Source organism: Prescottella sp. D32 (assembly GCF_037287305.1).
Taxonomy (GTDB): Bacteria; Actinomycetota; Actinomycetes; order Mycobacteriales; family Mycobacteriaceae; genus Prescottella; species Prescottella equi.
In genome coordinates this window covers 298925-325545 of record NZ_JARBSW010000006.1, presented here as the reverse complement: position 1 = coordinate 325545, position 26621 = coordinate 298925, and the positions used below count along the sequence as shown (strand labels likewise).

Below are 26621 nucleotides of genomic sequence, written 5' to 3'. Positions count from 1 at the left end.
CCCGGAAGCTAAGCCCTCCAGCGCCGATGGTACTGCACTCGACAGGGTGTGGGAGAGTAGGACACCGCCGAACACCCGTTAACCGGAAGGCCCCCACCAGCATTGGTGGGGGCCTTCCGGCATTTCACATCCATTCTCTACGGCACGGCCATTGCGTGGATGAGGGGCTGCGATCACACGGCGGAAGTATCCGAGACCGTGTCACGCGACCGGCCCCGAGATGTCTTCGCGATCGGATGCGCCAGGCGCGTGGGAAGCGAGCGTCCGCGGAGCACCACCTCGTCGCCCGCCGTCCACAGCGTTGCCTCGCTCGTGCCGGCACGCTCGACCGTCGTTATCGATGCCAGCAGACGGCCGGGTTCGTTCTTGGCGATCTCGGACAGTCGTGCGGCCTCGTTGACCGGGTCGCCGATGACGGTGTATTCGAAGCGTTCTCGCGCACCCACATTGCCGGCGACGGCGGTTCCGGCGGCGACACCGATGGCCGCGCAGCACTCGGGGACCTCCGCGAGGAGGCGTCGTCGAATCATGCGTGCCGCCGCGAGGGCATGCCCGGCGGCGTCGTCGAGATCCCGGGGTGCGCCGAAGATGGCGAGCGCCGCGTCGCCTTCGAACTTGTTGACGAACCCACCATGACGATCCACCTCGTCGACGACGACTTCGAAGAAGCGGTTGAGGAGGTCGACGACCTCCCCTGGGGGTCGGGTCGCGGCCAGTTCGGTGGAGCCGACGAGATCGACGAAGAAGATGGCGACCTCACGCTCTTCGCCACCCAGACGCGGGGGCTCGACGAGCGCTGCCTCCGCGACGTCGTGGCCCACGTGCCGCCCGAACAGGTCGCGGATCCGTTCCCGCTCCCGCAGACCGTCGGCCATCCGGTTGAAACCGGACTGCAGCTCGCCGAGTTCGGTGCCGTCGTAGACGACGACCGCGGCGTCCAGGTCGCCCTCCTCGATGCGGCTCATGCCGGCCTTCACCGCGCGGATCGGGGCGACCGTCGCGCGCGCCGACAGGAGAATGAGCAGAAGCCCGAATATCAACGTGATGGCACCGAGGCCGACGATGGCCACGATCAATTGCTCCCGCGTGGTCTCGCGGTTGAAGTAGCTGAAGATCGCGACGATCACGAGACCCGTCATCGGTACGCCCGTGCCGAGGATCCACGCAAGCATGGTGCGCCCGACGACGCCGCCCAGCCGGATCCTGGGCCGGGTTCCTGCGGCGAGCGCGCGGGCCGCGGCGGGCCGCAGCGCGAACTCGCTGAACACGTGACTGAACGCGCAGATGGTGAGCCCGCCGAAGGCGATCGTGAAGGCCACCTTGGGAATCGCCTCCGGCTCGACCAGTCCGTAGCACGTGGTGAGGATGACGAGGGCGATCGTCCACTGACCGATCTGCATCTTCGTCAACCGCCACGACATGGTGAGAGCCGCCAATTGTTCAGCTCGGGTCGGGGTGCGGTCCAGCATCATCCATTCGAGGCTGTGCAGGGCGCGTCTGGTCCCCCTGACGGTGCCGACGAGCAGCGCGACCGCCAGGTACACCGGAACGAAGACGAAGTTGAGGAAGCGGAACTCGTCGTCCAGCATCATCGGGCCCGGGACCACGTACGTCACGAGGATCGCGACCACCGCGGCGCCGACCAGGTTGGCACCGAGCAGCGACGTCGTCAATAGCGTCTGGACCCGGATGCGCCGGATTCGTGGCGCCTCGGACGGCGTTCCGAGCAGGCGGGATCCGAGCGGCGTGGAGGCGGATCGGCGCGGGTCCATAGTCGTTCGAGAGTAGACCGATTCGATCCACTAGGGTGGGCGGAGTGCGTCTTGTCATTGCTCGTTGCCGTGTCGACTACGTCGGTCGTCTGACGTCCCATCTGCCGATGGCCCGTCGACTGCTGCTCATAAAGGCGGACGGGTCGGTGAGCATCCACGCCGACGACCGCGCGTACAAGCCGCTCAACTGGATGAGCCCACCCTGCTGGCTCTCCGAAACCACCGACGGTGCGGGCCCGGATGGCGCCGAACAGCAGTTGTGGGTGGTGACCAACAAGGGCGGCGAGGAACTGCGGATCACCATCGAGGAGATCGAGCACGATTCGAGCCACGAACTCGGCATCGACCCCGGTCTCGTCAAGGACGGCGTCGAGGCGCATCTCCAGGAGTTGCTGGCCGAGCACGTCGAGACGCTCGGCGACGGGTACAGCCTCATCCGCCGTGAATACATGACCGCGATCGGACCGGTGGATCTGCTGTGCCGCGACGCGGACGGCGCAACGGTGGCGGTGGAGATCAAGCGCCGCGGTGAGATCGACGGCGTCGAACAGCTCACGCGCTACCTGGAACTGCTGAACCGCGACCCACTGTTGGCGCCGGTCACCGGCGTGTTCGCGGCGCAGCAGATCAAGCCGCAGGCGAAGACGCTCGCCACCGATCGCGGGATCCGTTGCCTCGTCCTCGATTACGAGGCGCTCCGCGGAACCGAGAGCACCGAGTTCCGGCTGTTCTGAGCGAGGAAGGATTGCGCGGAGGACGCCACCTAGACTGGGGGAGTGCCGCGCCGTAACCAGTCCCACAAGTCTCAGCGCCGATCCGGCGGGTCGTCAGGGGAGAGCCGCGGCGGCAGTCTGTTCGGAGACGCGTTGGCCCGCGAGGAGTCCGGTCCCGCGGGCTACGACGACGAGCGCTTCATGGTGCGTCAGATTCCCGGCGCCCGGGCGACGAAGAGCTACCGCTGCCCGGGATGCGACCAAGAGGTGCGCCCGGGTGTCGCGCACGTCGTCGCGTGGCCGGCCGACCCTGGTGGCGCCGACGACCGCCGGCACTGGCACACGGGGTGTTGGGCGGGGCGTCGGACACGTGGGTTGACCCGACGCTGGTCCTAGACCCGACCCTGTTCCTGGAGACCCGACGCTGCTCCCAGGCCGTCCGCGCCTAGGACGTTGCCGGGGCCGTCTCGGGCACCTCGTCGTCGTTCGTGGGCTCGGTGGCAGCGTCGCTCTCGGACTCCGAGTCGGTGTCGGCTCCGACGTTGTCGAGCAACTCCGCCTCGCGGTTGACCGACGCCAGCATCGCCGGCACCGAATCGAGTTGGCCGCGGATGCCCAACAGCTGGGCGAGGATTCGGCCGCGCAGCACGCGCAGTTCCTCGGCGAGTTCCTTGGCGTGGGCGATCTTGCGCTCGGACTGCTCCGTCGCGACCTGCACGCGTCGGGCTGCCTCCTCGCTCGCCTCGGTGAGGCGGCGGTGGGCCTCGGCCTTGCTCGTCGTCTCGAGCTCCTCGATCGCGGCGATCGTCTTGGCCCGGCGCTCGGCCATCGTGATCTCGAAGTCCTGCTGGACCTGGACGCGCTTGGCCTCGGATTCCGCGGCCAGACGATCGCTCTCGGCCTGTGCGGCCTGGACGATCCGCGTGGCCTCGGTGCGGGCGGCCTGCATCGTCTGTTCGTGTTCGCGTTCGAGCGCCTCGCGCCGCTTCTCGAGTTCCTCGGTCTTGGTCTCGTAGAGCTTGCGGAGGCGTTCGCTCTCCTGCTCGGCGACCGACAGCATCTCGGCTGCTTCCGCTTCCGCCTTGGCGCGCACCTCGGATGCCTCGTCGGACGCCAGGCGCAGCATCCGGGAGATGCGCTCGCTCATACCCTCCGCGGTGGTGGGAGGGACCGACAGCCGGTCGACGTCGCGACGCAGTTCGTCGATCTCGTCCCGGGCGTCCTCGAGTTGGTTGGCCAGCTCACGTGCCTGCGCGGCCGCCGCGTCGCGGTCCGTCGCCATGAGGCGGAGTTCGGTGTCGAAGCGGTCGAAGTATCGCCGAACCTCGTCCTTGTCGTATCCCTTGCGGACGATGGTGAACGGCATGCCGCGGTCGTAGGCCATGCCTGCCAATCTACCGGGGGAGGCCGGCGCTGTGCCCGTGGCGTGGGCGGGGGATCGTCACACCGGGCCCACGCCACGGACCCGTCGGGAAGTACCCGATCAGTGTCCGCCGTCGGCGGCAGGCTCGACGAGCTCGATGAGCACTCCGCCGCCGTCCTTCGGGTGGATGAAGTTGATGCGCGAGTTCGCGGTGCCCCGGCGCGGAGCGTCGTACAGCAGGCGGACGCCGTCGGCGCGAAGCTGGGTGCTGATCGCGTCGATGTCGGTGACGCGGAACGCGAGCTGCTGGAGGCCGGGGCCGCTGCGGTCGATGAACTTCGCGATCGTGGAGTTCTCGTTCAGCGGGGCGAGGAGCTGGATCGCGGTGGCGCCGGCGACCTGGCCCGGGTAGCCGAGCATGGCCTCGCGCACGCCCTGCTCCTCGTTGACCTCCTCGTGCAGGGAGACCATGCCGAGGTGCTTGCCGTACCAGGCGATGGCAGCATCGAGATCCGGCACCGCGATACCGACGTGGTCGATCGCGGTCACGAGCTCGGAGGTCAGTCCGCTCGGGGCGGTGCTGGGGGAGGAAGATGTCATGTATCAGACGGTAGCGCTACCGTTTGAACTGTTCGCGCCGGGTCACGGCTGAGGCCGCCGACCCGACCAGGATCGACCGCTGGAGGAATCTTGACCACTTCTGTCATCGTTGCCGGGGCACGTACCCCCGTCGGACGGCTGCTCGGATCCCTGAAGGATCTCTCGGGGTCCGACCTCGGCGGTGTAGCGATCAAGGGCGCACTCGAGAAGGCCGGCGTGGCGCCCGAGCAGGTCGACTACGTGATCATGGGCCAGGTTCTCACCGCGGGCGCCGGGCAGATGCCGGCGCGTCAGGCCGCCGTCGCCGCGGGCATCCCGATGGACGTCCCCGCCCTCACGATCAACAAGGTGTGCCTGTCGGGCATCGACGCGATCGCCTTAGCGGACCAGTTGATCCGTGCCGGAGAGTTCGAGATCGTGGTGGCCGGTGGCCAGGAGTCCATGTCGCGGGCCCCGCACATGCTCGAGAAGAGCCGCGAGGGCTTCAAGTACGGCGACGTCACGCTGCGCGACCACATGGCCTACGACGGCCTGCACGACATCTTCACCGACCAGCCGATGGGCAACCTCACCGAGCAGCGCAACCAGGACGACGATCAGCGCATCACGCGGGAGGCGCAGGACGCGTTCGCGGCCGCCTCGCACCAGAACGCCGCTCGCGCCTGGAAGGACGGCCTGTTCGCCGAGGAGGTCGTGCCGGTCACCATCCCGCAGCGCCGCGGTGAGCCGATCGTCGTCACCGAGGACGAGGGCATCCGCGCCGACACCACCGTCGAGTCGCTCGCCAAGTTGCGCCCGGCGTTCGCGAAGGACGGTTCGATCACGGCCGGCACCGCATCGCAGATCTCCGACGGCGCGGCCGCGGTCGTCGTGATGAGCAAGGAGAAGGCCGAGGCGCTCGGGCTCGAGTGGATCGCGGAGATCGGTGCCCACGGCGTCGTCGCAGGACCGGACTCGACGCTGCAGTCGCAGCCGGCGCGTGCGATCGCCCGCGCCTGTGAGCGCGACGGCATCGACCCCAAGGACCTCGACGTCGTCGAGATCAACGAGGCCTTCGCGGCTGTGGGCATCGCGTCGACGGCCGAGCTGGGCATCGACCCGGCGAAGGTCAACGTCAACGGCGGCGCAATCGCGATCGGCCATCCGCTCGGCATGTCCGGAGCCCGGATCGCGCTGCACCTCGTGCTGGAGCTGCAGCGCCGCGGCGGCGGCGTCGGTGCGGCCGCGCTGTGCGGTGGCGGCGGGCAGGGCGACGCCCTGATCGTGCGGGTGCCCAAGAAGTAGGGGCGCCTCTACTCCTTCACGACGCCCCGTGGTCGAGACTGTGACGAGTCTCAACTACGGGGTGTCGTAGTTTGTCGGGCACAATGGCGGCCATGGCGAACTTCTTCGATCTCAGCTCGTGGCCCAAGCGCTTCCGTTTCGTGGCCGTCCTGGAAGCGATCAGCTGGGCCGGTCTGTTGATCGGCATGGCCTTCAAGTACCTGCCCGAGGAGGGGCCCGAGATCGGCGTCAAGATCTTCGGTCCGATCCACGGTGCGATCTTTGTGATCTACATCATTGTCACGTTGTTCACGGCGCGTGCACTGCGTTGGCATCCTGCTACCACGCTCCTCGCTCTCTATCTGAGCATTCCCCCGTTCGGCACGCTCTTCTTCGAGTGGTCCGCGAAGGTGACGGGTCAGCTCGGCGAGCTGTCGGCGGACTCGACGAACGCCGTTGGGCGCGCACCGGCACCGGCTCGGTAGTCGCCTTCGAGTGACGGGCCGGGATGGATGCGCGCCCGTCACTCGTGCCACACTTGAACGGTGACTCGACCCGGTTCCCGTCCGTCCCCTGCAATCGCTGCGGCCATGGCCGGCGCCGTCGATCTGTCCGGTCTCAAGGACCGCGCGCCGGCCCCGCCGAGCCCCTCTGCCGGTCCGCCCGCCGACGGCAGCGCCCCGGTGAACCCCACCGGTCTGGCGCCGGTCGTCGATGTCACCGAGGCGACCTTCCAGACCGAGGTCCTCGATCGGTCCAATGAGGTCCTCGTGATCGTGGACCTGTGGGCGACATGGTGCGGCCCGTGTAAGCAGCTGTCCCCGGTACTCGAGAAGCTCGCCCACGAGGGCGGTGGCAACTGGGTGCTGGCGAAGATCGACGTCGACGCGAACCCCGGTATCGCGCAGGCGTTCGGCGTGCAGTCCGTGCCCACCGTGGTCGCGATCGCGGCCGGCCGGCCGCTCGCCGACTTCGCAGGAGCTCAGCCGGAGCCCCAGCTTCGCCAGTGGATCGCCGCGCTGCAGGAAGCGGTCGCCGGCAAGCTCTCCGGTCCGCCGTCGGCCGACGGTGAACCCGAACCCGAGCCCGAGGACCCCCGTTTCGTAGCAGCGGAGAACGCGCTCGACGAGGGCGACTTCGCGGGCGCCGAGGCCGCCTACAACCTCATTCTCAACTCAGAACCGGCCAATCAGCAGGCGCAGGCGGCGTTGCGCCAGGTCCGGTTCCTCGCCCGCGTGCAGGATCTGCCGGCCGACGCCGTCGCCGTCGCCGACGCCCAGCCCGACTCCATCGACGCGCAGTTCGCGGCCGCCGATGCCGAGCTGTACTCGCAGCAGCCGGAGGCCGCCTTCGATCGGCTCGTCGCGCTGGTCAAGCGGACGTTCGGTGACGACCGGACGACGGTCCGGACCCGCCTGCTCGAGCTGTTCGAGTTGTTCGATTCGGCCGAGCCGATCGTGGTCGCGGCTCGGCGGAAGCTGGCGTCGGCGCTCTACTGAGCGCAGTCCCGTTCCCGCTTCGTCAGCGGTAGCGTCCGTCGCACGCCTTCTGCCCACCGAGTACACCGGTGCGGAAGGCGTCGACCCGTGAGAAGCCGCTGGGCACGGTGGCGCCGTCGACGTCGCTGGCGGCCAGACCGTCGGACAGCAGCCCCGAGATCGCCTCGTCGAGGTCGCCCGCCGACAACCAGATCCGGCGCTCGGTGCCGGTGGTGGACCCGTCCGGGCTCAGTGCCGCCGTGACCGATCCGGACAGGCATGCAGCACGCAGCGCTGCCTGCGGGCCCGTGATGGGTTGGCCGGCGGCCTTCTGTACCGCGAGGGTGTAGCGGGACGCGAGGAGGACGTAGGCGCTGTAGTCGCCGACGACGTCGACGTTCAGCAGGGGGTCGACGCCGGTCATCTCCGTCGCGGGTCGGCTGCGCGCCGCGAGGTCCGCGACGTCCACGCTGATCGTGTTGGTGGTCGGGCAGTACGCCGCGGGACGGGTGGCGGTCGCATCTGCGCACGTGGTGTCGACGCCGTTCAGGTCCAGCTTCGGGGGGTCGTCGAGGGCGAACACCGCGGCGAACGAGTCGAAGAGCACCGTGAGGGTCTCCCGCGTGACGGGGAGCTCGCCGTCGTCGTTACTGCCGCTGAATCCCTGCGGGAGATCGGCTCGCCGGGAGGTGATCTCGTCGGCGTCTATCCGTGTGCACGCGCCGGCCCCGTCGGTGAACCCGATCTGGGCCGCGGTGACCCGTTCGAACGCCGAACCGTGAATCGAATCGGGGTCGTTCGGATCGGCGTCACGCACCGAGACCGTTGCGGCGAGCACCGAATTGAGTCCGTCCGAGGTGTTCAGGGTGAAGTGGGGTGCCCCGTTCTCGGCGACGTGACGGATGAACGCGCCCGCGAAGCAGTCCGCCTGTTGTTCCACGACGATGCCCGGGTCGTCGTCGCCGACGAGCCCTGCCTTGTGCTGGATCGCGTGACCGTACTCGTGGGCGAGCACCATCACCACGGACATGGGCCCGAACGCGTCGACGAGGCTCGGCAGCAGATACGCGCGATCCCAGCCGATCGAATCCTGCCGGATGCAGTACGCGGCGTTGACGAGGTCGGCGGTATCGATGCCGCAGAACCGGGTGCCGTTCGGGGCGTCGGGGTCCCACGACAACAACTCCGAGACGGGCGCGAAGGTGCCCTTGAAGACGGTGGGGTATTCGCCGGCCCAGTAGTCCTCGATGTCCGAGATCGCATTGGCGGCAAGCGCGTCGATTTCGCCGCCGTCGGTGCCGGCAACCGCGAGCGGTGCGTTCGGCACTCCGTCACGGGGTCCGCTGGGGCCGCCGCGGGCCGGGAGTCCGGCGACCGTGAACGGGTCGTCGTAGATGGACACGGCCTGCCCCTCGGTGGTCGCCGAACAGGCTGTGGCCGCGAGCGTCGCCGCCACCAGGACCGTGATCAGGGTCCGCGTCGTCGACACCGGTCGTGTCCGTGTCCTCACCGATCCAGCCCAGTCACCGAGTGTCCCTTCACCGTTCCAGCTCCAACCAGATCGCGGCGCTCGCCGGCAGCGTGAGCGTCGCCGAGGCCGGGCGGCCGTGCCACGGGTGTTCCGTGGCCGTCACCGCACCCAGGTTGCCGAGCCCCGATCCGCAGAAGTCCTGCGCATCGGTGTTCAAGATCTCGGACCACGTTCCGGGCTCGGGCAAGCCCACACGATAATCCGAGTGTGCCGAACCGGAAAAGTTGTACAGACACGCGACGATCGAGCCGTCGCTGCCGTACCGGAGAAAACTGAGCACGTTGTTCTCGGTGTCGTTGGCGTCGATCCACGAATAGCCGCCCGGCGAGGCGTCGAGCGACCACAGTGCGGGGGTGGCGCGATAGATGGCGTTGAGAGCGCACACCAGCGCGTGGATGCCGCGGTGCAGGTCTCCGGTCGCGGGATCCTCGAGCTCGCGCCACCGCAACCCGTGTTCCTCGGACCATTCGCTGGCCTGCCCGAATTCCTGCCCCATGAAGAGCAACTGCTTGCCGGGGTGCGCCCACAGGTAGGCGAGCAGCGCTCGAACCCCGGCGGCCTTCGCGCGGTCGTCGCCGGGCATCCGGGACCAGAGTGTGCCCTTGCCGTGGACCACCTCGTCATGGCTGATCGGCAGCAGGTAGTTCTCGCTCCACGCGTACATCAGCGAGAAGGTGATCTCGTTGTGGTGGAAGCTGCGATGGATCGGGTCGCGCCGCAGGTAACCGAGCGTGTCGTGCATCCAGCCCATGTTCCACTTCATCGTGAAGCCGAGACCGCCGACGCTGGTGTTCCGCGTGACTCCGGGCCAGGACGTCGACTCCTCGGCGACCGTGACGACACCCGAGTGGTGTTTGTGCACGGTCGCGTTCATCTCCTGCAGGAAAGCGACCGCCTCGAGGTTCTCCCGACCGCCGTGCACGTTGGGTGTCCACTGGCCTGCCGGTCGCGAGTAGTCGAGGTAGAGCATCGAGGCAACGGCGTCCACACGCAGGCCGTCGACGTGGAACTCGTCGAACCAGAAGAGCGCGTTGGCGACGAGGAAGTTGCGCACCTCGCGCCGACCGAAGTCGAACACGTAGGTGCCCCAGTCGAGTTGCTCGCCGCGCTGCGGATCGGCGTGCTCGTACAGCGCAGTGCCGTCGAAGCGGGCCAGCGCCCACTCGTCCTTCGGGAAGTGCGCGGGCACCCAGTCGACGATGACGCCGATACCGGCGCGGTGCAGCCGGTCGACGAAGGCCCGGAAGTCGTCGGGGGAGCCGAAACGTGCCGTGGGGGCGTAGTACGACGTCACCTGGTACCCCCACGACCCGCCGTACGGGTGTTCGGCGACCGGCAGCAGTTCGACGTGCGTGAAGCCGGCCTCGATGACGTACGTACTCAACGCGTCGGCCAGTTCGACGTAGTTCAGGCCGGGACGCCACGAGCCCAGATGGACCTCGTAGACGCTCAGCGGTTCCCGGCTCGGTTCGAGTCCGGAGCGGGCGGCCATCCATTCGTGGTCGGTCCACCGATGTGCGGACTCGGTGACGATCGACGCCGTCGCCGGGGGCACCTCCGTCGCGAACGCCATCGGGTCGGCCTTGTCGCGGACGCTGCCGTCGTGGCCGTGGATGCGGAACTTGTACATATCGCCGACCCCGACGTCGGGGACGAACACCTCCCACACCCCGGTGCTCCCCAGCACCCGGAGCGGGAAGGTGCGCCCGCCCCACAGGTCGAACTCACCGAGCACGCTGACGCCGCGGGCCGCCGGCGCCCACACCGCGAACGACGTCCCGCGCACGCTGCCGTCGGGGGTCTCGTACGTGCGGGGGTGCGCACCGAGCACGTCCCACAGTCGTTCGTGTCGGCCCTCGCCGAACAGGTGCAGGTCCAGCTCACCCAGGGTGGGCAGGAAGCGGTATCCGTCAGCGGTGACGACGACATGGTCGCCGGGGTACGTCACCACCAGCCGGTAGTCGACCAGGTCGCGGATGGGGAGGAGCGCGCTGAAGACGTCGTGCCCGACGGGGTGCAGCGGACGGTCGTGGCCGCCGATCCGCACCGACACCGACTCGGCACCCGGCCGCAGTGCCCGCACGACGGTGCCGTCGGGCCGCGCGTGCGCGCCGAGCACCGAGTGGGGGTCGTGGTGAGTGCCCTGCGCGAGCAGTGTCAGATCGTGCGGATCGGGAGGGCACACCGGGTCCGGGGCGGTCACGGGTTGTGTTCCCGGTCGGCGAGGCGGCGTCGGGCGTCGAACGGGATGTGCGGCAGCGTCAGGATGTGTGCGCACGCGCGCCACGGCTCGAGGCGGACGAAGTTGTGCTGCCCCCACTCGTACTGCTCGCCGCTGACCTTGTCGTGCACGGACAGGTGATCGTGCCAGTCACGCCCGATCGCGGGCATGTCGAGCGCGACGAATCCCTGCTGCGCCCCGAACGGGTCGAGATTGACGACGGTGAGCACCGCATCGCCCGTGACCGGGTCGAACTTCGAGTACGTCAGCAGTGCGTCGTTGTCGACGTGGTGGAAATGCAGGTTCCTCAGTTGCTGCAGCGCCGGATGTGCGCGCCGGACGCGGTTGAGCGTCGCGATCCACGGTTCGAGTGACTCGCCACGCGCACGGGCGCCGGCGAAGTCGCGCGGACGCAACTGGTACTTCTCCGAATCGAGGTACTCCTCGCTGCCCGGGCGGACCGCGACGTGTTCGAACAACTCGTACCCCGAGTACACGCCCCACGTGGGCGACAGCGTGGCGGCGAGTGCCGCCCGGATCGCGAACATCCCGGGCCCGCCGTGCTGCAGACTCTCGTGCAGGATGTCCGGCGTGTTCACGAACAGGTTGGGACGGGCCTCGTCGGCCTTGGCCGCGATCTCGTTGCCGAACTCGGTGAGTTCCCATTTGTGCACCCGCCACGTGAAGTACGTGTACGACTGCGTGAAGCCGCGTTTCGCCAACCCGTAGAGCCGGGCCGGACGGGTGAAGGCCTCCGACAGGAACAGCACGTCGGGGTCGGTGCGTTTGACCTCGGCGATCAGCCACTCCCACAGACTCGGCGGCTTGGTGTGCGGATTGTCGACCCGGAAGATCTTCACGCCCAGCCGGACCCAGTGCCGGACGACGCGCAGCACCTCGGCATGCAGCCCGTCCGGATCGTGATCGAAGTCGAGCGGATAGATGTCCTGGTACTTCTTCGGAGGGTTTTCGGCGTACGCGATGGTGCCGTCCGGCAACACCGTGAACCACTCGGGATGCGCGGCCGCCCAGGGATGGTCGGGGGCGCACTGCAGCGCGAGGTCCAGCGCCACCTCGAGACCGAGGCGCCCGGCCTCGGCCACGAACGACTCGAAGTCGGATTCGGAGCCCAGCCGCGGGTGGATCGCGTCGTGCCCGCCGTCGGCCGATCCGATCGCCCACGGGGACCCGACGTCGTCCGGGCCGGCCGTCAGGGCGTTGTTGGGGCCCTTGCGGTTCACCTCGCCGATCGGGTGGATCGGCGGCAGGTACACCACGTCGAAGCCCATCGCGGCGATCCGCGGCAGATCCGCGGCCGCGGTCGCGAAGGTACCGTGCCGTGGCGCGCCGTGCTCGTCCCAGCCACCGGTCGAGCGGGGGAAGAACTCGTACCAGGACCCGAACAGGGCGCGTCGGCGGTCGACGACGACGTCGTACGTACGCGACGCCGTCACCAGTTCGCGCAGCGGCCGGATCCGCAGCGCCTCGGCCACTTCCGCCGAGAAGGCCGGCGCGACCCGGACCGGCAGCTGCCGCTCGGACCGAAGTGCGGACGCGACGCCGAGGAGTCGGCTGCGGTCCGAATCCTGGGCGCCGTCGGCGGCCCGTTCGAACAGGCGCGCGCCCACCTCCAGGTCGTTCGCGAGGTCTGCGGGCCCCTGGCCGACGGCGAGCTTGGCCTCGACCGCGTTGCGCCACGTCTGGATCGGATCGCCCCACGCCTCGATCCGGTACGTCCAGGTACCGACCGACGTCGGTGCGAACGACGCGTGGAAGGCATCGAGAACGTGGCCGGGATGCATGGGAATCCGCAGCGTTTCTGCAGAACCTCCGGGCCCCTCGACGACGAGCGTCGCCGCGACCGCGTCGTGGCCCTCGCGCCACACCGTCGCGGACACGGGGAACACCTCGCCGACCACGGCCTTGGCCGGGAACCGGCCGCCGTCGATCGAGGGCAGCACATCGTCGATGGCGAGGCGACCTGGCACACGTACTCCGTTCGGCTGCGACTGTCCGGGGACAGCGTCGAGGTGACGGATCAACGGTAGTTCAGCGGCTCGCGTGGCGTCGGGATCGCGGACCGAGAAATCGGTGAGATCGACTTTACGGCTCGTTTACTCGCGGCAACCCCGGGGCAATTCGTCCCGAATACCGTTCACGGCGTACTACTCGACGCTTCGAACGAAGCCGGACCGAAAGGTAACCGTATGGGACTCGTCGCCGGATTGATCGACCTCGTCGGAGGACTGCTCCATCTGCTGCTCGGGGGGCTGTAGCAGCCGGCAGTCCAGCCGACAGGAAGTAGCAGGCCAGTAGTCACCGCGCCCTCCGGTTCCGTCTCCACCGTCGACGGAACCGGAGGGCGCCCTCGTGCGTCGGTACCGTCGCCGGCGGTGCCCGACTCGGCGCGTCACCGGACTCGAACATGGGTAGTGTTCGCGGCGTGAAAGCCCTGCGTCGTTTCACCGTCCGTGCCCATCTGCCCGAGCGTCTCGCGGCACTGGGAACCCTGTCGACCAACCTGCGGTGGTCGTGGCATCCGCCGACGCAGGATCTGTTCGCGTCGATCGACCCCGAACTGTGGACTGCCGTTCGTCACGACCCCATTCGGATGCTCGGTGAGGTCGATCCCTACCGGCTCGACGAACTGGCGGTCGACCCTGCGTTCCTCGCCGATCTGGATCGCGCGGCCGCGGATCTCGACGACTATCTGACGCGTCCGCGGTGGTATCAGGACCAGCTCGACAAGGGTGCCGAACTCGCCACCGGCATCGCCTACTTCTCGATGGAGTTCGGCGTCACCGAGGTGCTGCCCAACTATTCGGGCGGCCTCGGCATCCTGGCCGGCGATCACCTCAAGGCCGCGTCGGATCTGGGTCTGCCGCTGATCGGCGTCGGGCTGCTGTACCGCTCCGGTTACTTCCGCCAGTCGCTCACCGCTGACGGTTGGCAGGCCGAGCACTATCCCGCACACGATCCGCAGGGGCTGCCGCTGCGGCTGCTCACCGAGAACGCGGGCGACGGCGGGCCGGGCGCCCCGGTGCTCGTGCACGTCGCGATGCCCGGAGGCCGGGTCCTGCGGGCCCGGGTGTGGATCGCGCAGGTCGGGCGGGTTCCCCTGCTGCTGCTCGACTCCGACATCGCCGAGAACGATCCGGAACTGCGTGCGGTGACCGACCGGCTGTACGGCGGCGACCAGGACCACCGGATCAAGCAGGAGATCCTCGCCGGCGTCGGCGGCGTCCGCGCGGTGCGCGCCTTCACCCGGGCACACGGGCTCGCCGACCCCGAGGTGTTCCACATGAACGAGGGGCATGCCGGTTTCCTCGGCCTCGAGCGCATCCGGGAACTCGTCACCGGCCCCGGACTGGACTTCGACGCGGCGCTCGCCGCGGTCCGCGCCGGCACGGTGTTCACCACGCACACCCCCGTCCCGGCCGGCATCGACCGGTTCCCGGTGGACCTGGTCCGCCGCTACTTCGGCGGGAACGAGGGCGAACGCGATTCGACGCTGCTGCCCGGTCTGGCCGTGGACCGGATCCTGGCCCTCGGCAGCGAGAACGACCCGGGCGTGTTCAACATGGCGCACATGGGCCTTCGCCTCGGCCAGCGCGCCAACGGTGTCTCGAAGCTGCACGGCGAGGTGAGCCGGGAGATGTTCGAGTCGTTGTGGCCCGGCTTCGACGCCGCGGAGGTGCCGATCGGGTCGGTCACCAACGGCGTGCACGCCCCGACGTGGGCGGCGCGCGAATGGATGGACCTCGGGCGGCGCCTCGTCGGGCCCGACATGCTCGAGGAGGCCCGCGGCTGGGAGCGGCTGCGCGAGATCGCTCCGGCCGAGCTGTGGTCCACCCGCAACACCCTGCGGGCGCAGCTGGTGGACGAGGTGCGCCGCCGAGTCCGGGCGTCGTGGCTCGACCGCGGCGCCACCGAGGCCGAACTCTCCTGGACCGCAGAGGTGTTCGACCCGAACGTCCTCACCGTCGGCTTCGCCCGCCGGGTGCCCACGTACAAGCGCCTGACCCTGATGCTGCGCGACCCGGAGCGGCTGAAGGCACTGCTGCTCGACGACGAGCGTCCGGTGCAGTTGGTGGTCGCCGGGAAGAGCCACCCCGCCGACGAGGGCGGCAAGGCGCTGATCCAGCAGGTGGTGCGGTTCGCCGACCAGCACGACGTCCGGCACCGCATCGTGTTCCTGCCCGACTACGACATCTCGATGGCCCGCTACCTGTACTGGGGCTGCGACGTGTGGCTCAACAACCCGCTGCGCCCGCTCGAGGCGTGCGGGACGTCGGGCATGAAGTCGGCGCTCAACGGCGGCCTCAACCTCTCCATCCGGGACGGGTGGTGGGACGAGATGTTCGACGGCGAGAACGGCTGGGCCATCCCGACCGCGGACGGCGTCGTCGACGAGGTCCGCCGCGACGACCTCGAGGCCACCGCGCTGTACGAACTGCTCGAGCGGTCGGTACTGCCGCGGTTCTACGACCGCGACGAGCACGACCTGCCGACCCGCTGGGTCGAGATGGTGCGGCACACCCTGCAGAGTCTCGGGCCCAAGGTGTTGGCGTCGCGGATGGTGCGCGACTATGCCGTCGAGTACTACGCCCCGGCCGCGAGCGCCTCCCGAAACGTGCTGCCCGACAACTTCTCCGGTGCCCGCGAGGTGGCCGGGTATCGGCGGCGCGTGGAGTCCGCGTGGCCGGGCGTGCAGGTGGCGCAGGTCGACAGTGCCGGCCTGCCCGACGACCCGGAGATCGGCGCCGATCTGTCGCTGCGGGCATTCGTCCGCCTCGGCGGCCTGTCACCGCAGGACGTCGTGGTGCAGGCGGTGCTCGGACGGGTGGGGCCGAACGACGACCTCACCGATGTCACGCCCGTGCCGATGGCGCACACCGGGACGGACGGTCTCGGCGAGGTGTTCGAGGCTCTCACGCCGCTGCCGGTCTCCGGATCGGTGGGGTATACGGTTCGCGTGCTGCCGCACCACCGACTCCTCGCGACGGATGCGGAACTGGGGTTGGTGGCAGCGCCGTACGTGTAGAGCGGCCACAGCGTTCCTCGGCCGACGCTCCGTCAGCTTGCACGCACGGCGGCACCGAGGATGTCGAGTCCGTCGTCGAGGAGATCATCGGGAATCACCAGCGGCGGCAGCAGACGAATGACGTTGCCGTAGGTACCGCAGGTGAGTACGACGACACCGCGTTCGAGTGCCCGCGCAGCGATCTCCCGGGTAGCCTCCGGGTTTGGTTCGCGGGTGCCGGGGCGGACGAATTCGAGCGCGAGCATCGCGCCGCGGCCACGGACCTCGCCGATGATGTCGACATCGTCGGCGAGTGCCTGCAGTCGCGGGCGGGCAATTTCCTCGATGTGGCGTGCCCGGCCGCAGAGATCGAGGTCGCGCATCTGGTCGAGCGTCGCCAGCGCGGCGGCGCACGCGACCGGGTTCCCTCCGTACGTGCCGCCGAGGCCGCCCGTGTGCACCTCGTCGATCAGGTCGGCGCGACCGACCACCGCGGACAGCGGCATGCCCGACGCGATGCCCTTCGCGAGCGTCATCAGATCCGGGACCACGTCCTCGTGCTCGCACGCGAACCATGCGCCGGTGCGGGCGAATCCGGTCTGGACCTCGTCGGCCACGAACACGATTCCGCTCTGACGGGCCCACGCGACCAGCGTCGGCAGGAAGCCCGGCGCCGGCACGATGAAGCCGCCCTCACCCTGAATCGGTTCGAGGAGGATCGCCGCGATCCGCCGGGCGCCGATCTGCTTGTCCATGAGGTCGATTGCGCGCCGCGCGGCCTGCTCACCGGTCATCGCGCTACCGTCCGGATTCGGTGGCTCGCGGAACGGATACGACATCGGCATCCGGTACACCTCGGGGACGAACGGGCCGAACCCGTCCTTGTACGGCAGGTTCTTCGCCGTCAGCGCCATCGTGAGATTGGTGCGGCCGTGGTACGCGTGATCGAAGGCGACGACGGCGTCGCGGCCGGTCGCGTGCCGGGCGATCTTGACGGCGTTCTCGACGGCCTCGGCGCCGGAATTGAACAGCACCGCTCGCTTGTCGTGGTCGCCGGGCGTGAGCGCGACGAGCCGCTCGCACACGGCTACGTATTCCTCGTACGGCGTCACCATGAAGCACGTGTGGGTGAACCGCGCCGCCTGCTCCCGGACGGCCGCGGCGACCGCGGTGTTGGACGACCCGGCGCCGGTGACCGCGATGCCGGAACAGAAATCGATCAGCGAGTTCCCGTCGACGTCGACGATGACGCCGCCGTCCGCGTCCACCGCGTACACCGGGACCGACGACCCCACGCAGGCCCCGACCGCGGCACGCCGACGGGCGGCGAGGGCGAGGGACCGCGGCCCGGGGAGTTCCGTGTCCAGTCGGAGCTGCTGGGGGAGTCGATATTCGATGTCGGGCACGTCGACCTCCCGGGGTCAGGACTGGATGTCGCGGCGACGGAAACCCAGCAGCGCCAGCGCGTACAACGCGGCGGCGATCGCGAGCAACACGATCAACGGCACGACGTCGAACTCGTCGGCCGGCAGGTTGGGGGTGAAGTGGAACGGCGACGCCCAGCCGGTCCAGTCGGGCAACACCTCGAGGAACATCCCGATCACCAGTGCGTAGCCGAGATACACCCACACCACCGCCAGCAGCCGCGGGAACCACGCGTAAACCGCGGCGGTCAGCGCGATCACCGTGAGCGTCGCGGGCAGGAAGTTCGCGGCAGAGCCCACGAGCCGACCGAACATCGAGCCGTCGTGCAGTGTCGCGGCCGCGGTGACGCCCATCGCCGCGCCGGCGGCCAGCACGATCAGGGCCGTCGCCACCGAGATCACCACCAACTGCGCGCCGAGCCACCGCCACCGCGACACCGGGCTCGACAGCACGTCCTCGGCCCGGCCCGACGTCTCCTCGTTCCGCGCCGACTGCACCGCGGTCATCGCGTACATGCACGCCATGATCGCCAGGAACACCAGATACAGCGCGAACGCTCCCTGTGCGGCGTTGCCCTCGCCGCCCGGCAGCAGGTCGGCGAGCCGCGGATCCTGGTCGACGAAGTCGGCCACCTGTTGGCCCAGCGCACCGATCGGGAAGGCCAGCGCCGCGACCCCGATGGCCCACGCGGCGATCTGGTTTCGTTGCATCCGCACCGTCAGCGCCGTGATCCCGGTCAGCGCACCACTCGCGCGCGGCCGCCCGCCGCGCGGCGCCACCAGACCGGCCCCGACGTCGCGCCGCCCCACCACCGCATACGCCAGCACGACGCCGACGACCACCGCAGCGAGCCCGAGCAGCAGCGGCCACCACCGCTCGTCGACGTAGGCGCGCGTGGATTGCGCCCAACCGATGGGCGACAGCCAGGACCACACGCTGCCGTCCTCCTTGGCGCGGACGTCGCCGACCGCGCGCAGCAGGTAGGCGACGGCGAGTGCCACGAGCCCCAATCCGCTTGCGGTGCGGGCATGCTCGGTGACCTGGGAGAACAGTGCCGACGTCGCGCCGAACGCGAGGCCCACCATGAACACGCCCGCAGCGAGGTTCCAGGACCCCAGCGCCGGCAGACCGACCGCGGTCAGTCCCAGACCGAGGATCAACCCGATCGACAGGTTCGCCAGCAGCACCACCGCGAGACCCGACGTGATCGGCGCGAACCGGCCGACGACGCCCGAGCGCAGCATCTCGGCGCGTCCGGTCTCCTCCTCGGTGCGCAGGTGCAGCGTCACGAGCAGCACCGACATGATCGCGACCGCGATCATCGTCATACCCGCGATCTCGTTGGCGACCATCGCGCCGAGCGTGTAATCCGAGAGTCCGTAACCCGGACCGGCGAGAGCCGTGGCGGCCGGCGATTCGATCAGCGCCGCCCGCGCCTGGCGCGACTCGGCGGTGGGGTAGAGGGTCTGGTAGCTCGACGCCAGCAGCACCGTGGATCCGCCGACAGCGATCACCCACGCGGGCAGGCGGATCCGGTCGACCCGCAGCGCCAGGCGGGTGAGGTTCCACGTGCCCGCGAGTGGATCGGCGGCCCCCGCATCCGCGGGCCGGACGGCCTGCGTGGTGGGGGCGACCTGCGTCGTCATCGCGGCTCGATGCCCAGCGAGTCGAACTCGTCGCTGTACTCGCGCAGGAACAGGTCCTCGAGCGTCGGCGGGTTCGCGGTGATGGTCACGACCCCGAGACCGGCCAGTGTCGTCATCACCGAGTCGATGTGATCGGAGTCGACGTCGAACGTGACGCCGTTGTCCGGGTCGTCGAGGCGCTTGACGTTGTGCACACCCGGCACGGACTCGAGACCGGCCGGGGACCGGCGGGTGGTCGCCGTCACCGTGGTCCGGGTGAGGTGCCGCAACTCGGCGAGGGTGCCGCTCTGCACCGTGCGGCCGGCGCGGATGATGGTCACCACCCCGCACAGCGACTCCACCTCGGCGAGAATGTGACTCGACAGCAAGATCGTGCGGCCCTCCCGTGCCGCCTCACCGATGCACTGCTGGAACACCGCCTCCATCAACGGATCCAGGCCGGACGTCGGCTCGTCCAGGATCAACAACTGCGCGTCCGCCGCGAGCGCCGCGATCAGCGCCACCTTCTGCCGATTGCCCTTCGAATACGTGCGTCCCTTGCGTGTGGGATCGAGTTCGAAGCGCTCCAGCAACTCCCGACGACGCGTGTCGTCGAGGCCGCCGCGCAGCCGTCCGAACAGGTCGATCGCCTCGCCGCCGGTGAGATTGGGCCACAGGTTGACGTCGCCCGGCACGTACGTCAGGTGCCGGTGCAGGTTGACGGCGTCGCGCCACGGATCGGCCCCGAGCACCGAGATCTCGCCCCCGTCCGCGCGCAGCAGGCCGAGCAGTACCCGGATGGTGGTGGACTTGCCGGAACCGTTGGGGCCGAGGAAGCCGTGGACCTCGCCGGGGGCGACCTCGAGATCGAGGCCGTCGAGGGCATGGACGTCACCGAAGCGCTTGGTGAGTCCGCGAACCGAGATCACCGGGTCCATCGCCCGAGCATAGGACGACCGACGCCGACTCGACCGGGTTTCCGGGACAGCCCGCCGTCATACCGCCGTCAGCTCGACGGCCGCGACGCCGCGATCCGGGCGAGTGCCTGCCGGACCACCTTCGGGTCGGCCGTCTCCCAGAACGGCGGCAGGGACGCACGCAGGTAGCCGCCGTACCGGGCGGTGGCCAGCCGGGAGTCGAGGATCGCGACCACACCTTTGTCGTCGGTGCTGCGCAGCAGACGACCGACGCCCTGCGCGAGCAGCAGTGCGGCGTGATTCGCGGCCACCGACAGGAAGCCGTTGCCGCCGCGGGACTCGACCGCCTGCTGGCGGGCCACCAGCAGCGGGTCGTCGGGCCGGGGGAAGGGGATGCGGTCGAGGATGACGAGGCTCAGCGACGGGCCGGGCACGTCGACGCCCTGCCACAGCGACAGGGTGCCGAACAGGGTCGTCGGCTCGTCCTCCGCGAACTTCTTCACCAGCGTGCCGGTGGCATCGTCGCCCTGGCACAGGACCGGCACGTCGAGCCGTCCGCGCATCTCCTCGGCGGCGGCCTTGGCGGCCCGCATCGACGAGAACAAGCCCAGCGTGCGGCCGCCGGCGGCGGTCACCAACTCCTCGATCTCGTCCATGAACGCGGGGGACAGGCCGTCCCGGCCGGGCGGTGGCAGGTGCCGGGCGACATACATGATCCCGGACTTGGCGTGGTCGAAGGGGGACCCGACGTCCAGTGAATTCCAGCGCAGCGCACCGGCATCCGACGGCGCCTCCTTGCCGGTGGCCGTGCCGGTGTCGCTGCGGGACGGCGACTCCGGCGGCAGACCCCAGTTCACCGCGAGCCCGTCGAACGAGCCGCCCACGGTCAACGTGGCAGACGTGAGGACCACCGTGGACTCGGCGAACAGGCTCGCCCGCAGCAGCCCGCCCACCGACAGCGGCGCCATCCGTACCACCCGGCGGATGTTGCCGCGGTTGTCCTCGACGGCCAGCCACACGACGTCCCGGCGCTTGGCCGGATCGGGTTCGTCGAACGCGGTGAGAACCCGGACCGCACTGTCGTGGATCTCGTCGATCGCCGACAGGGCGGCGTTGCGTGCGGCGGCTGCTTCCGGGTCGGCGGCCGCCATACCGGGCTTCGACGGGCCGATCGCGGTGCGCACGTTCCACGCCGCGTCGCGGACGGCGGCCAGCGCCATGCCGACGCCGTCGGGCAGCGCGTCCCAACGTCCCGCCGGCAACTCCTCGAGGAGATCCGCCCACCCCTCGGCGGCGGCCTCGAGGCGGTCGACGTCCTGCTCCTCGACGAGCTTGACGGCACGCCGGGCCGCGCCGCTGATCGCGGGCGCCGTCAACTCCGCGGTCGCGACCCCCGTGACCCGGTCCACCAGTTCGTGGGCCTCGTCGATCACGACGACATCGTGCTCGGGCAGCACCGCGATCCCGGAGATCGCGTCGATCGCGAGCATCGCGTGGTTGGTGACCACGACGTCCACCTGAGCGGCCTCCGCGCGCGCCCGCTCGGCGAAACAGTCCTCGCCGACGGGGCAGCGCGACTTACCGAGGCACTCGCGGGCGCTGACGCTGACCTGCCGCCACGCCTGGTCGCTCACGCCGGGCACGAGGTCGTCGCGGTCACCGGTCTCGGTGTCCGACGACCACTTGGTGAGCCGCTGGACCTCGCGGCCGAGCCGGGAGACCGCGAAGGCGTCGAACAGTTCGGCGTCCGGCGGATCGTCCTGCGCCATCCCGGTGTGGATCTTGTTCATGCACAGGTAGTTGCTGCGGCCCTTGAGGATCGCGAACCGGGGAAGACGTCCCAGCGCGGGCTTCAACGCCTCCGCGAGACGGGGCATGTCGCGATCCACGAGCTGGCGTTGCAGCGCGATCGTCGCGGTCGAGACGACGACGGTGCGTCCGGACTCGACGGCATGCCGGACGCTGGGCACGAGATACGCGAGCGACTTGCCGGTACCGGTGCCGGCCTGCACCGCGAGGTGCTCGCCGGTGTCGATGGAGTGGGCGACCGCGGACGCCATCGTCAACTGGTTCTGGCGTTCCTTGCCGCCCAGGGAGCGGACCGCGAGCTTGAGGAGATCGGGCACGTTCGGCAGCTCACGGGACACCGCAACAGGGTACTGCCCGGCACCGTCAACTCCGGTCGGCGACCTGCCGCATCACGGTGCGGACCGCGGCGACGGTGCAGGCATGCGAGGCCGCAGACGCAGATCGACCGGCTGTCCGTCGGAGGGGAACGGCAACGAGGTGAAGTCGAGCGGAGCGACGTAGTCGGCGTCGACCTGCCAGTCGAAACGCAGGAGCAGATGATGCATGATCGCCTTGATCTCGGCGCCGGCGAAGTGCATTCCCAGGCATTTGTGCACGCCGCCACCGAACGGCTCCCAGGCATACCGGTGCACCTTGTCCTCGCGGCGGTGCGGCGCGAAGCGCTCGGGATCGAAGCATTCGGGGTCGGGCCAGTACTCCGCCATGTGATGGGTGAAATGCGGAGCCACCGCCGCGTAGGTGCCGGCCGGTACGAAGTGCCCGCGAACCTGGGTGTCGCGCACCGCGCGGCGCGCCACGACCGGCACCGGAGAGACGATCCGGAGGCATTCCTTCATGACCAGATCGAGGCTGTCGAGCCCGTCCAGTTCGGTGTGGCTCGGTGTCGAGGTCCCCAGCGCCAGCGACTCCGCGCGGCAACGGTCCTGCCACCTCGGATGTTGGCCCAGGTACTGCATCATCGTGGAGAGAGTGATCGTCGAGGTGTCGTGGGCGGCCATGAGGAGGAAGATCATGTGGTCGATCACCTCGTCGTCGGTGAAGCGTTGTCCCGCATCGGCCTCGATGTGGCAGAGCACGGAGAAGAGGTCGTCGGTCTCGCGGGTTCGGCGTGCCGGTAGATACCGGTGCAAGAATTCTTCGAGAACGCGCCGGCCGTCGAGCCCGCGCTTCCATCGGGTCCCCGGGACCGGCCGGCGGATCACCGAGGTGGCCGCCTGGACACAGTCGACGAAGGCCTTCTGCACCGAGGCGATCTCGCTGTCGGTTGCTCCTTCCGCCCCGCCCATGAAGATGTCGGTGGCGAGATCCAGCGTCAGTGCCTTGAGCGCGGTGTAGGCCCGGAACCCCTCGGTGGGGGTCCATCCCTGAAGCGCCGAGTCGATCGCGGGGTGGAGGGCGGCGACGGTCTTCTCGAGCCGAGCTCGGGTGAACGCCTGCTGCATGATGCGGCGGTGTCGTAGATGTTCCTCCGAGTCGAGGAGCATGAGACCGCCGTGGAAGAAGGGACCGATCAGGACCGACCAGCCGTCGCCGTTGGCGAAGGCCCGATCCTTGTTCTGCAGCACTTCCTGGCAGGCGTCCGGGCCGAGCACGGCGAGCCACCGTCGACCGAGCATCGAGAACCACGAGATCTCGCCGTAGCGGTCCCACTGTCGTTGCATCAGCGCGAGTGGATCCCGGATGTACGCGAGTACCTGCCCCACGAGCGGCAGGCCCGGTCGGCCCGCGACCGGGCGTAGCCCGGACTGTGTGGGTGGAGCGGCCAACAACTTGGTCATGACACCTCGACCCCCGTTCATCTGACAGTAGGCTCTGTCAGATAGATGTAGTCTGGGTCACAGTCGGTCGGTCTGTCAATATCGATCCATGGCTTCCTCCCTCCCGCGCCGCTACGCCGGTCTCAGCGGTGACCAACGCACCGCGCGGCGGCGCGAGAGCCTGCTCGAGGCGGGGCTGGACGTGTTCGCGGCGGGCGGGATCAGCGGCGCCACCATGACTGCCATCTGTGCACGCGCCAAACTCACCGAGAGATATTTCTACGAGAGCTTCACCAGCAGGGACGAACTCCTGCAGACCGTCCTGGACGGCATCGTGGAGGAGGTCCGGCGCCGCGGACTCGATGCGCTGCACGCCGACACCGGGACGCTGGAGCAGCGTGTCCGCAATGCCATCGCCTCGTTCGTCACCATCCTCACCGAAGACCCCCGAAAGGGCCGGTTCGCGCTCATCGAGTCCGCCGCTGTCGAACCTCTGCGCACTCACCGCCGCGCCGCACTGCGGGGTTTTGCCCAGATGGTCGCCGACGAGGCTGCACGCATGTACGGCGACCGCGCCTGGCCGCCGTTGCAGGGCGAGATCGCAGGACTGCTGTTCGTCGGCGGTCTGGTCGAACTGGTCACCGCATGGTTGAACGAGGAGATCACCGTCACGCCGACCGAGATCGTCGACGCGGCGACACATCAGTTCACGTCCACCGCGCACCGCTGAGGACTCGGAGGCGTCAGGGCGCGGCGTCTCCCGGCTCGGAGAGGCGGCCGACCAGCTCGACGCCGGCCGCGTCGAGCTCGGCCAATGCCGCCTCGACGGTGGCGGGGGACACGCCCGCGGTAAAGGGGAGCAGCACGCGGGTGCGGAAGCCCTCGGTGGCGGAGTCCAGCGCCGTCGCCCGGACGCAGTGATCGGTCGCGATCCCGACGACATCGACGGCGTCGATGTCGTGCCGGCGCAACCAGTCGGCGAGCGACTCGCCGGACGGCGAGACACCCTCGAAGCCCGAGTACGCGGCGCTGCGCTCGCCCTTCGAGAAGGTCTCCTCGATCGCATCGGTCCCGAGTGCCGGATGGAAATCGGCGCCCGGCGTCCCGGCCACGCAGTGCGGCGGCCAGCTGTCGACGAAGTCCGGGGTCTCGGAGAAGTGGTCGCCCGGGTCGATGTGGTTGTCGCGGGTCGCGACGATCGCGCTGTAGCCGTGGTCGGAGTACAGCTCCTCGATCGCGGCGGCCACTGCCGCACCGCCCGCGACGGCGAGTGCACCGCCCTCGCAGAAGTCGTTCTGGACGTCGGTGACGACGAGTGCCGTGCCGGTCACTTCACTCCTCCCTCGGCAACCGCCGCGATCGGCTCGGTCGACGCGAATCGGGTGGGTACGGCGGGGTCGCCGTGCGACAACTTGAGCCCCTCCCACGGCAGGCTCACCAGGTTCGCGGCGAGCAGGGCCCGGGCCTCGTCGAGCGTGGGAAGGTCGTCGACGAGCTCGCCCGCGCGCACCATCGGGACGAGCAACTCCCGGGACTCGAGACCGGCGGTGTCCGGCGCTGCGGCGCCCGCCCGGTAGAGCACCTCTTCGACGATCGTGCCCGACGCCCGGCTCAGGCGCATCGCGCGTTTGGTGCCGCCCCGGGACTGCTTGTTGCTGCTGCGCTTCTCGACCGGCACGCCCTCGACCTCGACGAGTTTGTAGACCATCCCGGCGGTCGGAGCACCCGATCCCGTCACGAGTGACGTTCCGACGCCGTACGAGTCGACGGGTTCGGCGCGCAGCGCGGCGATCGCATACTCGTCCAGGTCCCCGGACACCACGATCCGGGTGCCTGTCGCCCCGAGGCCGTCGAGCTGCTCGCGGACCTGACGCGCGAGCACGCCGAGATCGCCCGAGTCGATCCGCACGCCCCCGAGGCCCGTGCCCGCCGCGGCCACGGCGTTCTCGACACCGCGGGTGATGTCGTACGTGTCGACGAGCAGCGTCGTGCCGACGCCGAGCGCCGCGACCTGCGACCGGAAGGCGCCCACTTCGTCCGGGACACCGTCGTCGGTGTGCAGGAGCGTGAAGGCGTGGGCGCTGGTGCCTGCACCGGGGACGCCGTGCCTGCGTACCGCTTCGAGATTCGAGGTGGCGTCGAAGCCCGCCAGATACGCGGCGCGCGCGCACGCGACGGCGGACTCCTCGTGGGCGCGGCGCGAGCCCATCTCGATCATCCGGCGGCCGTCCGCCGCGCTGACCATCCGGGCGGCGGCCGACGCGATCGCGCTGTCGTGGTTGAGGATCGACAACACCAGCGTCTCGAGTAGGACACATTCGGCGAACGTCCCGCGGACCGAGAGAATGGGCGACCCGGGGAAGTACAGGTCGCCCTCGCGGTAGCCGTCGATGTCGCCGGAGAACCGGAAGTCCCGCAACCACCGCACCGTCGCGGCGTCGAGGAAGCGGCCCACGATCTCGAGTTCCGGCTCGCCGAAACGGAAGCGCGACAAGGCGTCCGCGATGCGTCCCATGCCCGCGACCACGCCGTACCGGCGGCCGTCGGGCAGTCGTCGGGCGAAGACCTCGAAGCTGCACTGCCGGTGGCCGGAACCGTCCGCGAGCGCCGCCTCGAGCATCGTGAGCTCGTACTGGTCGGTGAAGAGGGCTGTACTGGACGTGTCGACGTCACGGGATGCGGGAACGGTTGCCACAGGGCCAACTCTACGATTCGGACCCCGGCCGCGGGTGTCGGGTTCGATGGCTACGCCGTACCCTGGACCCATGGCGCCGTGTTCGACGATGACAACTTTCCCGACGACACTTCCGGTCGGCAAGATGCCCGCTGCAGCGCCCCAGGTCTCGCCCGCGGAGGCCGAGATCGAGGAGACGGTCGAGGCGCAGGATCGCCCCTGGGTAACCGTCGTCTGGGACGACCCGGTCAACCTCATGCACTACGTGACGTACATCTTCCAGAAGCTCTTCGGCTACAGCAAAGCCAAGGCGACGGATCTGATGATGCAGGTTCATAAGGAAGGCAAAGCGGTCGTATCCAGCGGTTCTCGCGATAAAGTCGAGAACGATGTCCGGAAACTTCACGCCGCCGGCCTGTGGGCGACGATGCAGCGGGACGACAGCTAGAC

The 26621-nt window shown here is 69.4% G+C and carries 21 protein-coding genes; 8 read left to right on the top strand and 13 right to left on the bottom strand.

The genetic code is table 11. The features are described from left to right. Positions 1 to 173 precede the first annotated feature (173 nt). Positions 174 to 1772 (bottom strand): adenylate/guanylate cyclase domain-containing protein, encoded by a 1599-nt coding sequence (locus PSS76_RS22705; RefSeq protein ID WP_337456648.1) that lies wholly within the window; start codon positions 1770 to 1772, stop codon positions 174 to 176. Positions 1773 to 1816: 44 nt separating this feature from the next. Here PSS76_RS22705 and nucS point away from each other — a divergent pair, with 44 nt between their 5' ends. Both nucS and PSS76_RS22695 read left to right on the top strand, forming a co-directional pair. Continuing rightward, positions 1817 to 2506 carry an endonuclease NucS gene (gene nucS, locus PSS76_RS22700; RefSeq protein WP_013415637.1) on the top strand — a complete coding sequence of 230 codons (690 nt, stop codon included), beginning with the start codon at positions 1817 to 1819 and terminating at the stop codon, positions 2504 to 2506. A 42-nt stretch (positions 2507 to 2548) separates the two neighbouring features. Continuing rightward, the gene (locus PSS76_RS22695) at positions 2549 to 2881 is read left to right on the top strand and encodes an Rv1322 family protein (RefSeq protein ID WP_013415638.1); all 333 of its coding nucleotides are present in this window, start codon (positions 2549 to 2551) and stop codon (positions 2879 to 2881) included. 49 nt (positions 2882 to 2930) lie between these two features. Here PSS76_RS22695 and PSS76_RS22690 read toward each other — a convergent pair whose 3' ends face one another. Next, positions 2931 to 3869, bottom strand: a complete 939-nt coding sequence (locus PSS76_RS22690; RefSeq protein ID WP_081187796.1) for a coiled-coil domain-containing protein — start codon at positions 3867 to 3869, stop codon at positions 2931 to 2933. Between the two features lie 99 nt (positions 3870 to 3968). Next, a complete protein-coding gene (gene mce / locus PSS76_RS22685) occupies positions 3969 to 4448 on the bottom strand; it encodes a methylmalonyl-CoA epimerase (protein ID WP_005513989.1) in 480 nt (159 codons plus the stop codon). Between the two features lie 90 nt (positions 4449 to 4538). Between mce and PSS76_RS22680 the strand changes: the two genes are divergently transcribed. The 3 genes from PSS76_RS22680 to PSS76_RS22670 all read left to right on the top strand — a co-directional run bounded on the left by PSS76_RS22680 (position 4539) and on the right by PSS76_RS22670 (position 7210). Then, a complete protein-coding gene (locus PSS76_RS22680; RefSeq protein ID WP_005513988.1) occupies positions 4539 to 5732 on the top strand; it encodes an acetyl-CoA C-acetyltransferase in 1194 nt (397 codons plus the stop codon). An 83-nt stretch (positions 5733 to 5815) separates the two neighbouring features. Beyond that, on the top strand, positions 5816 to 6196 hold the full coding sequence (locus tag PSS76_RS22675; protein WP_175272110.1) for a DUF3817 domain-containing protein: 381 nt from the start codon (positions 5816 to 5818) through the stop codon (positions 6194 to 6196). Positions 6197 to 6301: 105 nt separating this feature from the next. After that, positions 6302 to 7210, top strand: coding sequence for a tetratricopeptide repeat protein (locus PSS76_RS22670; protein WP_064057830.1), 909 nt, complete (start codon positions 6302 to 6304; stop codon positions 7208 to 7210). Between the two features lie 22 nt (positions 7211 to 7232). Here the strand turns inward: PSS76_RS22670 and PSS76_RS22665 are convergent, their stop codons facing one another. The 3 genes from PSS76_RS22665 to PSS76_RS22655 are packed head-to-tail and all read right to left on the bottom strand — an operon-like array spanning position 7233 to position 12929. Continuing rightward, positions 7233 to 8678, bottom strand: coding sequence for a neutral zinc metallopeptidase (locus PSS76_RS22665; RefSeq protein ID WP_337456647.1), 1446 nt, complete (start codon positions 8676 to 8678; stop codon positions 7233 to 7235). A 49-nt stretch (positions 8679 to 8727) separates the two neighbouring features. Further along, positions 8728 to 10923 carry a 1,4-alpha-glucan branching protein GlgB gene (gene glgB / locus PSS76_RS22660; protein ID WP_013415642.1) on the bottom strand — a complete coding sequence of 732 codons (2196 nt, stop codon included), beginning with the start codon at positions 10921 to 10923 and terminating at the stop codon, positions 8728 to 8730. After that, entirely contained in the window at positions 10920 to 12929 is a 2010-nt protein-coding gene (locus PSS76_RS22655; protein ID WP_013415643.1) for an alpha-1,4-glucan--maltose-1-phosphate maltosyltransferase, read from the bottom strand. The genes glgB and PSS76_RS22655 overlap by 4 nt, the downstream gene beginning before the upstream one ends. Before the next feature lie 455 nt (positions 12930 to 13384). On the opposite strand from PSS76_RS22655, the gene glgP reads away from it, so the two are divergent. After that, positions 13385 to 15985 carry an alpha-glucan family phosphorylase gene (gene glgP, locus PSS76_RS22650; protein WP_337456646.1) on the top strand — a complete coding sequence of 867 codons (2601 nt, stop codon included), beginning with the start codon at positions 13385 to 13387 and terminating at the stop codon, positions 15983 to 15985. 32 nt (positions 15986 to 16017) lie between these two features. Here glgP and gabT read toward each other — a convergent pair whose 3' ends face one another. The 5 genes from gabT to PSS76_RS22625 all read right to left on the bottom strand — a co-directional run bounded on the left by gabT (position 16018) and on the right by PSS76_RS22625 (position 23518). Then, on the bottom strand, positions 16018 to 17370 hold the full coding sequence (gene gabT, locus PSS76_RS22645; protein ID WP_337456645.1) for a 4-aminobutyrate--2-oxoglutarate transaminase: 1353 nt from the start codon (positions 17368 to 17370) through the stop codon (positions 16018 to 16020). Positions 17371 to 17385: 15 nt separating this feature from the next. Further along, the gene (locus PSS76_RS22640) at positions 17386 to 19035 is read right to left on the bottom strand and encodes an ABC transporter permease (protein WP_337456644.1); all 1650 of its coding nucleotides are present in this window, start codon (positions 19033 to 19035) and stop codon (positions 17386 to 17388) included. Continuing rightward, positions 19032 to 19952, bottom strand: a complete 921-nt coding sequence (locus tag PSS76_RS22635) for an ABC transporter ATP-binding protein (RefSeq protein ID WP_005513976.1) — start codon at positions 19950 to 19952, stop codon at positions 19032 to 19034. The genes PSS76_RS22640 and PSS76_RS22635 overlap by 4 nt, the downstream gene beginning before the upstream one ends. Positions 19953 to 20020: 68 nt before the next feature. Next, positions 20021 to 22078 carry an ATP-dependent DNA helicase gene (locus PSS76_RS22630; RefSeq protein WP_005513973.1) on the bottom strand — a complete coding sequence of 686 codons (2058 nt, stop codon included), beginning with the start codon at positions 22076 to 22078 and terminating at the stop codon, positions 20021 to 20023. A 51-nt stretch (positions 22079 to 22129) separates the two neighbouring features. Next, positions 22130 to 23518 (bottom strand): cytochrome P450, encoded by a 1389-nt coding sequence (locus PSS76_RS22625; protein ID WP_337456643.1) that lies wholly within the window; start codon positions 23516 to 23518, stop codon positions 22130 to 22132. A gap of 88 nt (positions 23519 to 23606) precedes the next feature. Here PSS76_RS22625 and PSS76_RS22620 point away from each other — a divergent pair, with 88 nt between their 5' ends. Then, complete coding sequence (locus tag PSS76_RS22620; protein WP_337456642.1) at positions 23607 to 24227, top strand: TetR/AcrR family transcriptional regulator; 621 nt, start codon at positions 23607 to 23609, stop codon at positions 24225 to 24227. A 13-nt stretch (positions 24228 to 24240) separates the two neighbouring features. Here PSS76_RS22620 and PSS76_RS22615 read toward each other — a convergent pair whose 3' ends face one another. Further along, complete coding sequence (locus PSS76_RS22615; protein ID WP_064076732.1) at positions 24241 to 24828, bottom strand: isochorismatase family protein; 588 nt, start codon at positions 24826 to 24828, stop codon at positions 24241 to 24243. Beyond that, complete coding sequence (locus tag PSS76_RS22610) at positions 24825 to 26192, bottom strand: nicotinate phosphoribosyltransferase (RefSeq protein ID WP_337456641.1); 1368 nt, start codon at positions 26190 to 26192, stop codon at positions 24825 to 24827. The genes PSS76_RS22615 and PSS76_RS22610 overlap by 4 nt, the downstream gene beginning before the upstream one ends. Positions 26193 to 26262: 70 nt before the next feature. On the opposite strand from PSS76_RS22610, the gene clpS reads away from it, so the two are divergent. Beyond that, the gene (gene clpS, locus PSS76_RS22605) at positions 26263 to 26619 is read left to right on the top strand and encodes an ATP-dependent Clp protease adapter ClpS (protein WP_005513967.1); all 357 of its coding nucleotides are present in this window, start codon (positions 26263 to 26265) and stop codon (positions 26617 to 26619) included. The last annotated feature ends 2 nt before the right edge of the window (positions 26620 to 26621 follow it).

What these genes read in the sequence shown, in the direction of transcription:
- PSS76_RS22690 (WP_081187796.1), bottom strand. Translation starts at nt 3,869, where the DNA reads ATGGCCTACGACCGCGGCATGCCGTTCACCATCGTCCGCAAGGGATAC.
- PSS76_RS22620 (WP_337456642.1), top strand. Translation starts at nt 23,607, where the DNA reads ATGGCTTCCTCCCTCCCGCGCCGCTACGCCGGTCTCAGCGGTGACCAA.
- PSS76_RS22705 (WP_337456648.1), bottom strand. Translation starts at nt 1,772, where the DNA reads ATGGACCCGCGCCGATCCGCCTCCACGCCGCTCGGATCCCGCCTGCTC.
- PSS76_RS22670 (WP_064057830.1), top strand. Translation starts at nt 6,302, where the DNA reads ATGGCCGGCGCCGTCGATCTGTCCGGTCTCAAGGACCGCGCGCCGGCC.
- PSS76_RS22640 (WP_337456644.1), bottom strand. Translation starts at nt 19,035, where the DNA reads ATGACGACGCAGGTCGCCCCCACCACGCAGGCCGTCCGGCCCGCGGAT.
- PSS76_RS22675 (WP_175272110.1), top strand. Translation starts at nt 5,816, where the DNA reads ATGGCGGCCATGGCGAACTTCTTCGATCTCAGCTCGTGGCCCAAGCGC.
- mce (WP_005513989.1), bottom strand. Translation starts at nt 4,448, where the DNA reads ATGACATCTTCCTCCCCCAGCACCGCCCCGAGCGGACTGACCTCCGAG.
- clpS (WP_005513967.1), top strand. Translation starts at nt 26,263, where the DNA reads ATGGCGCCGTGTTCGACGATGACAACTTTCCCGACGACACTTCCGGTC.
- PSS76_RS22635 (WP_005513976.1), bottom strand. Translation starts at nt 19,952, where the DNA reads ATGGACCCGGTGATCTCGGTTCGCGGACTCACCAAGCGCTTCGGTGAC.
- PSS76_RS22625 (WP_337456643.1), bottom strand. Translation starts at nt 23,518, where the DNA reads ATGACCAAGTTGTTGGCCGCTCCACCCACACAGTCCGGGCTACGCCCG.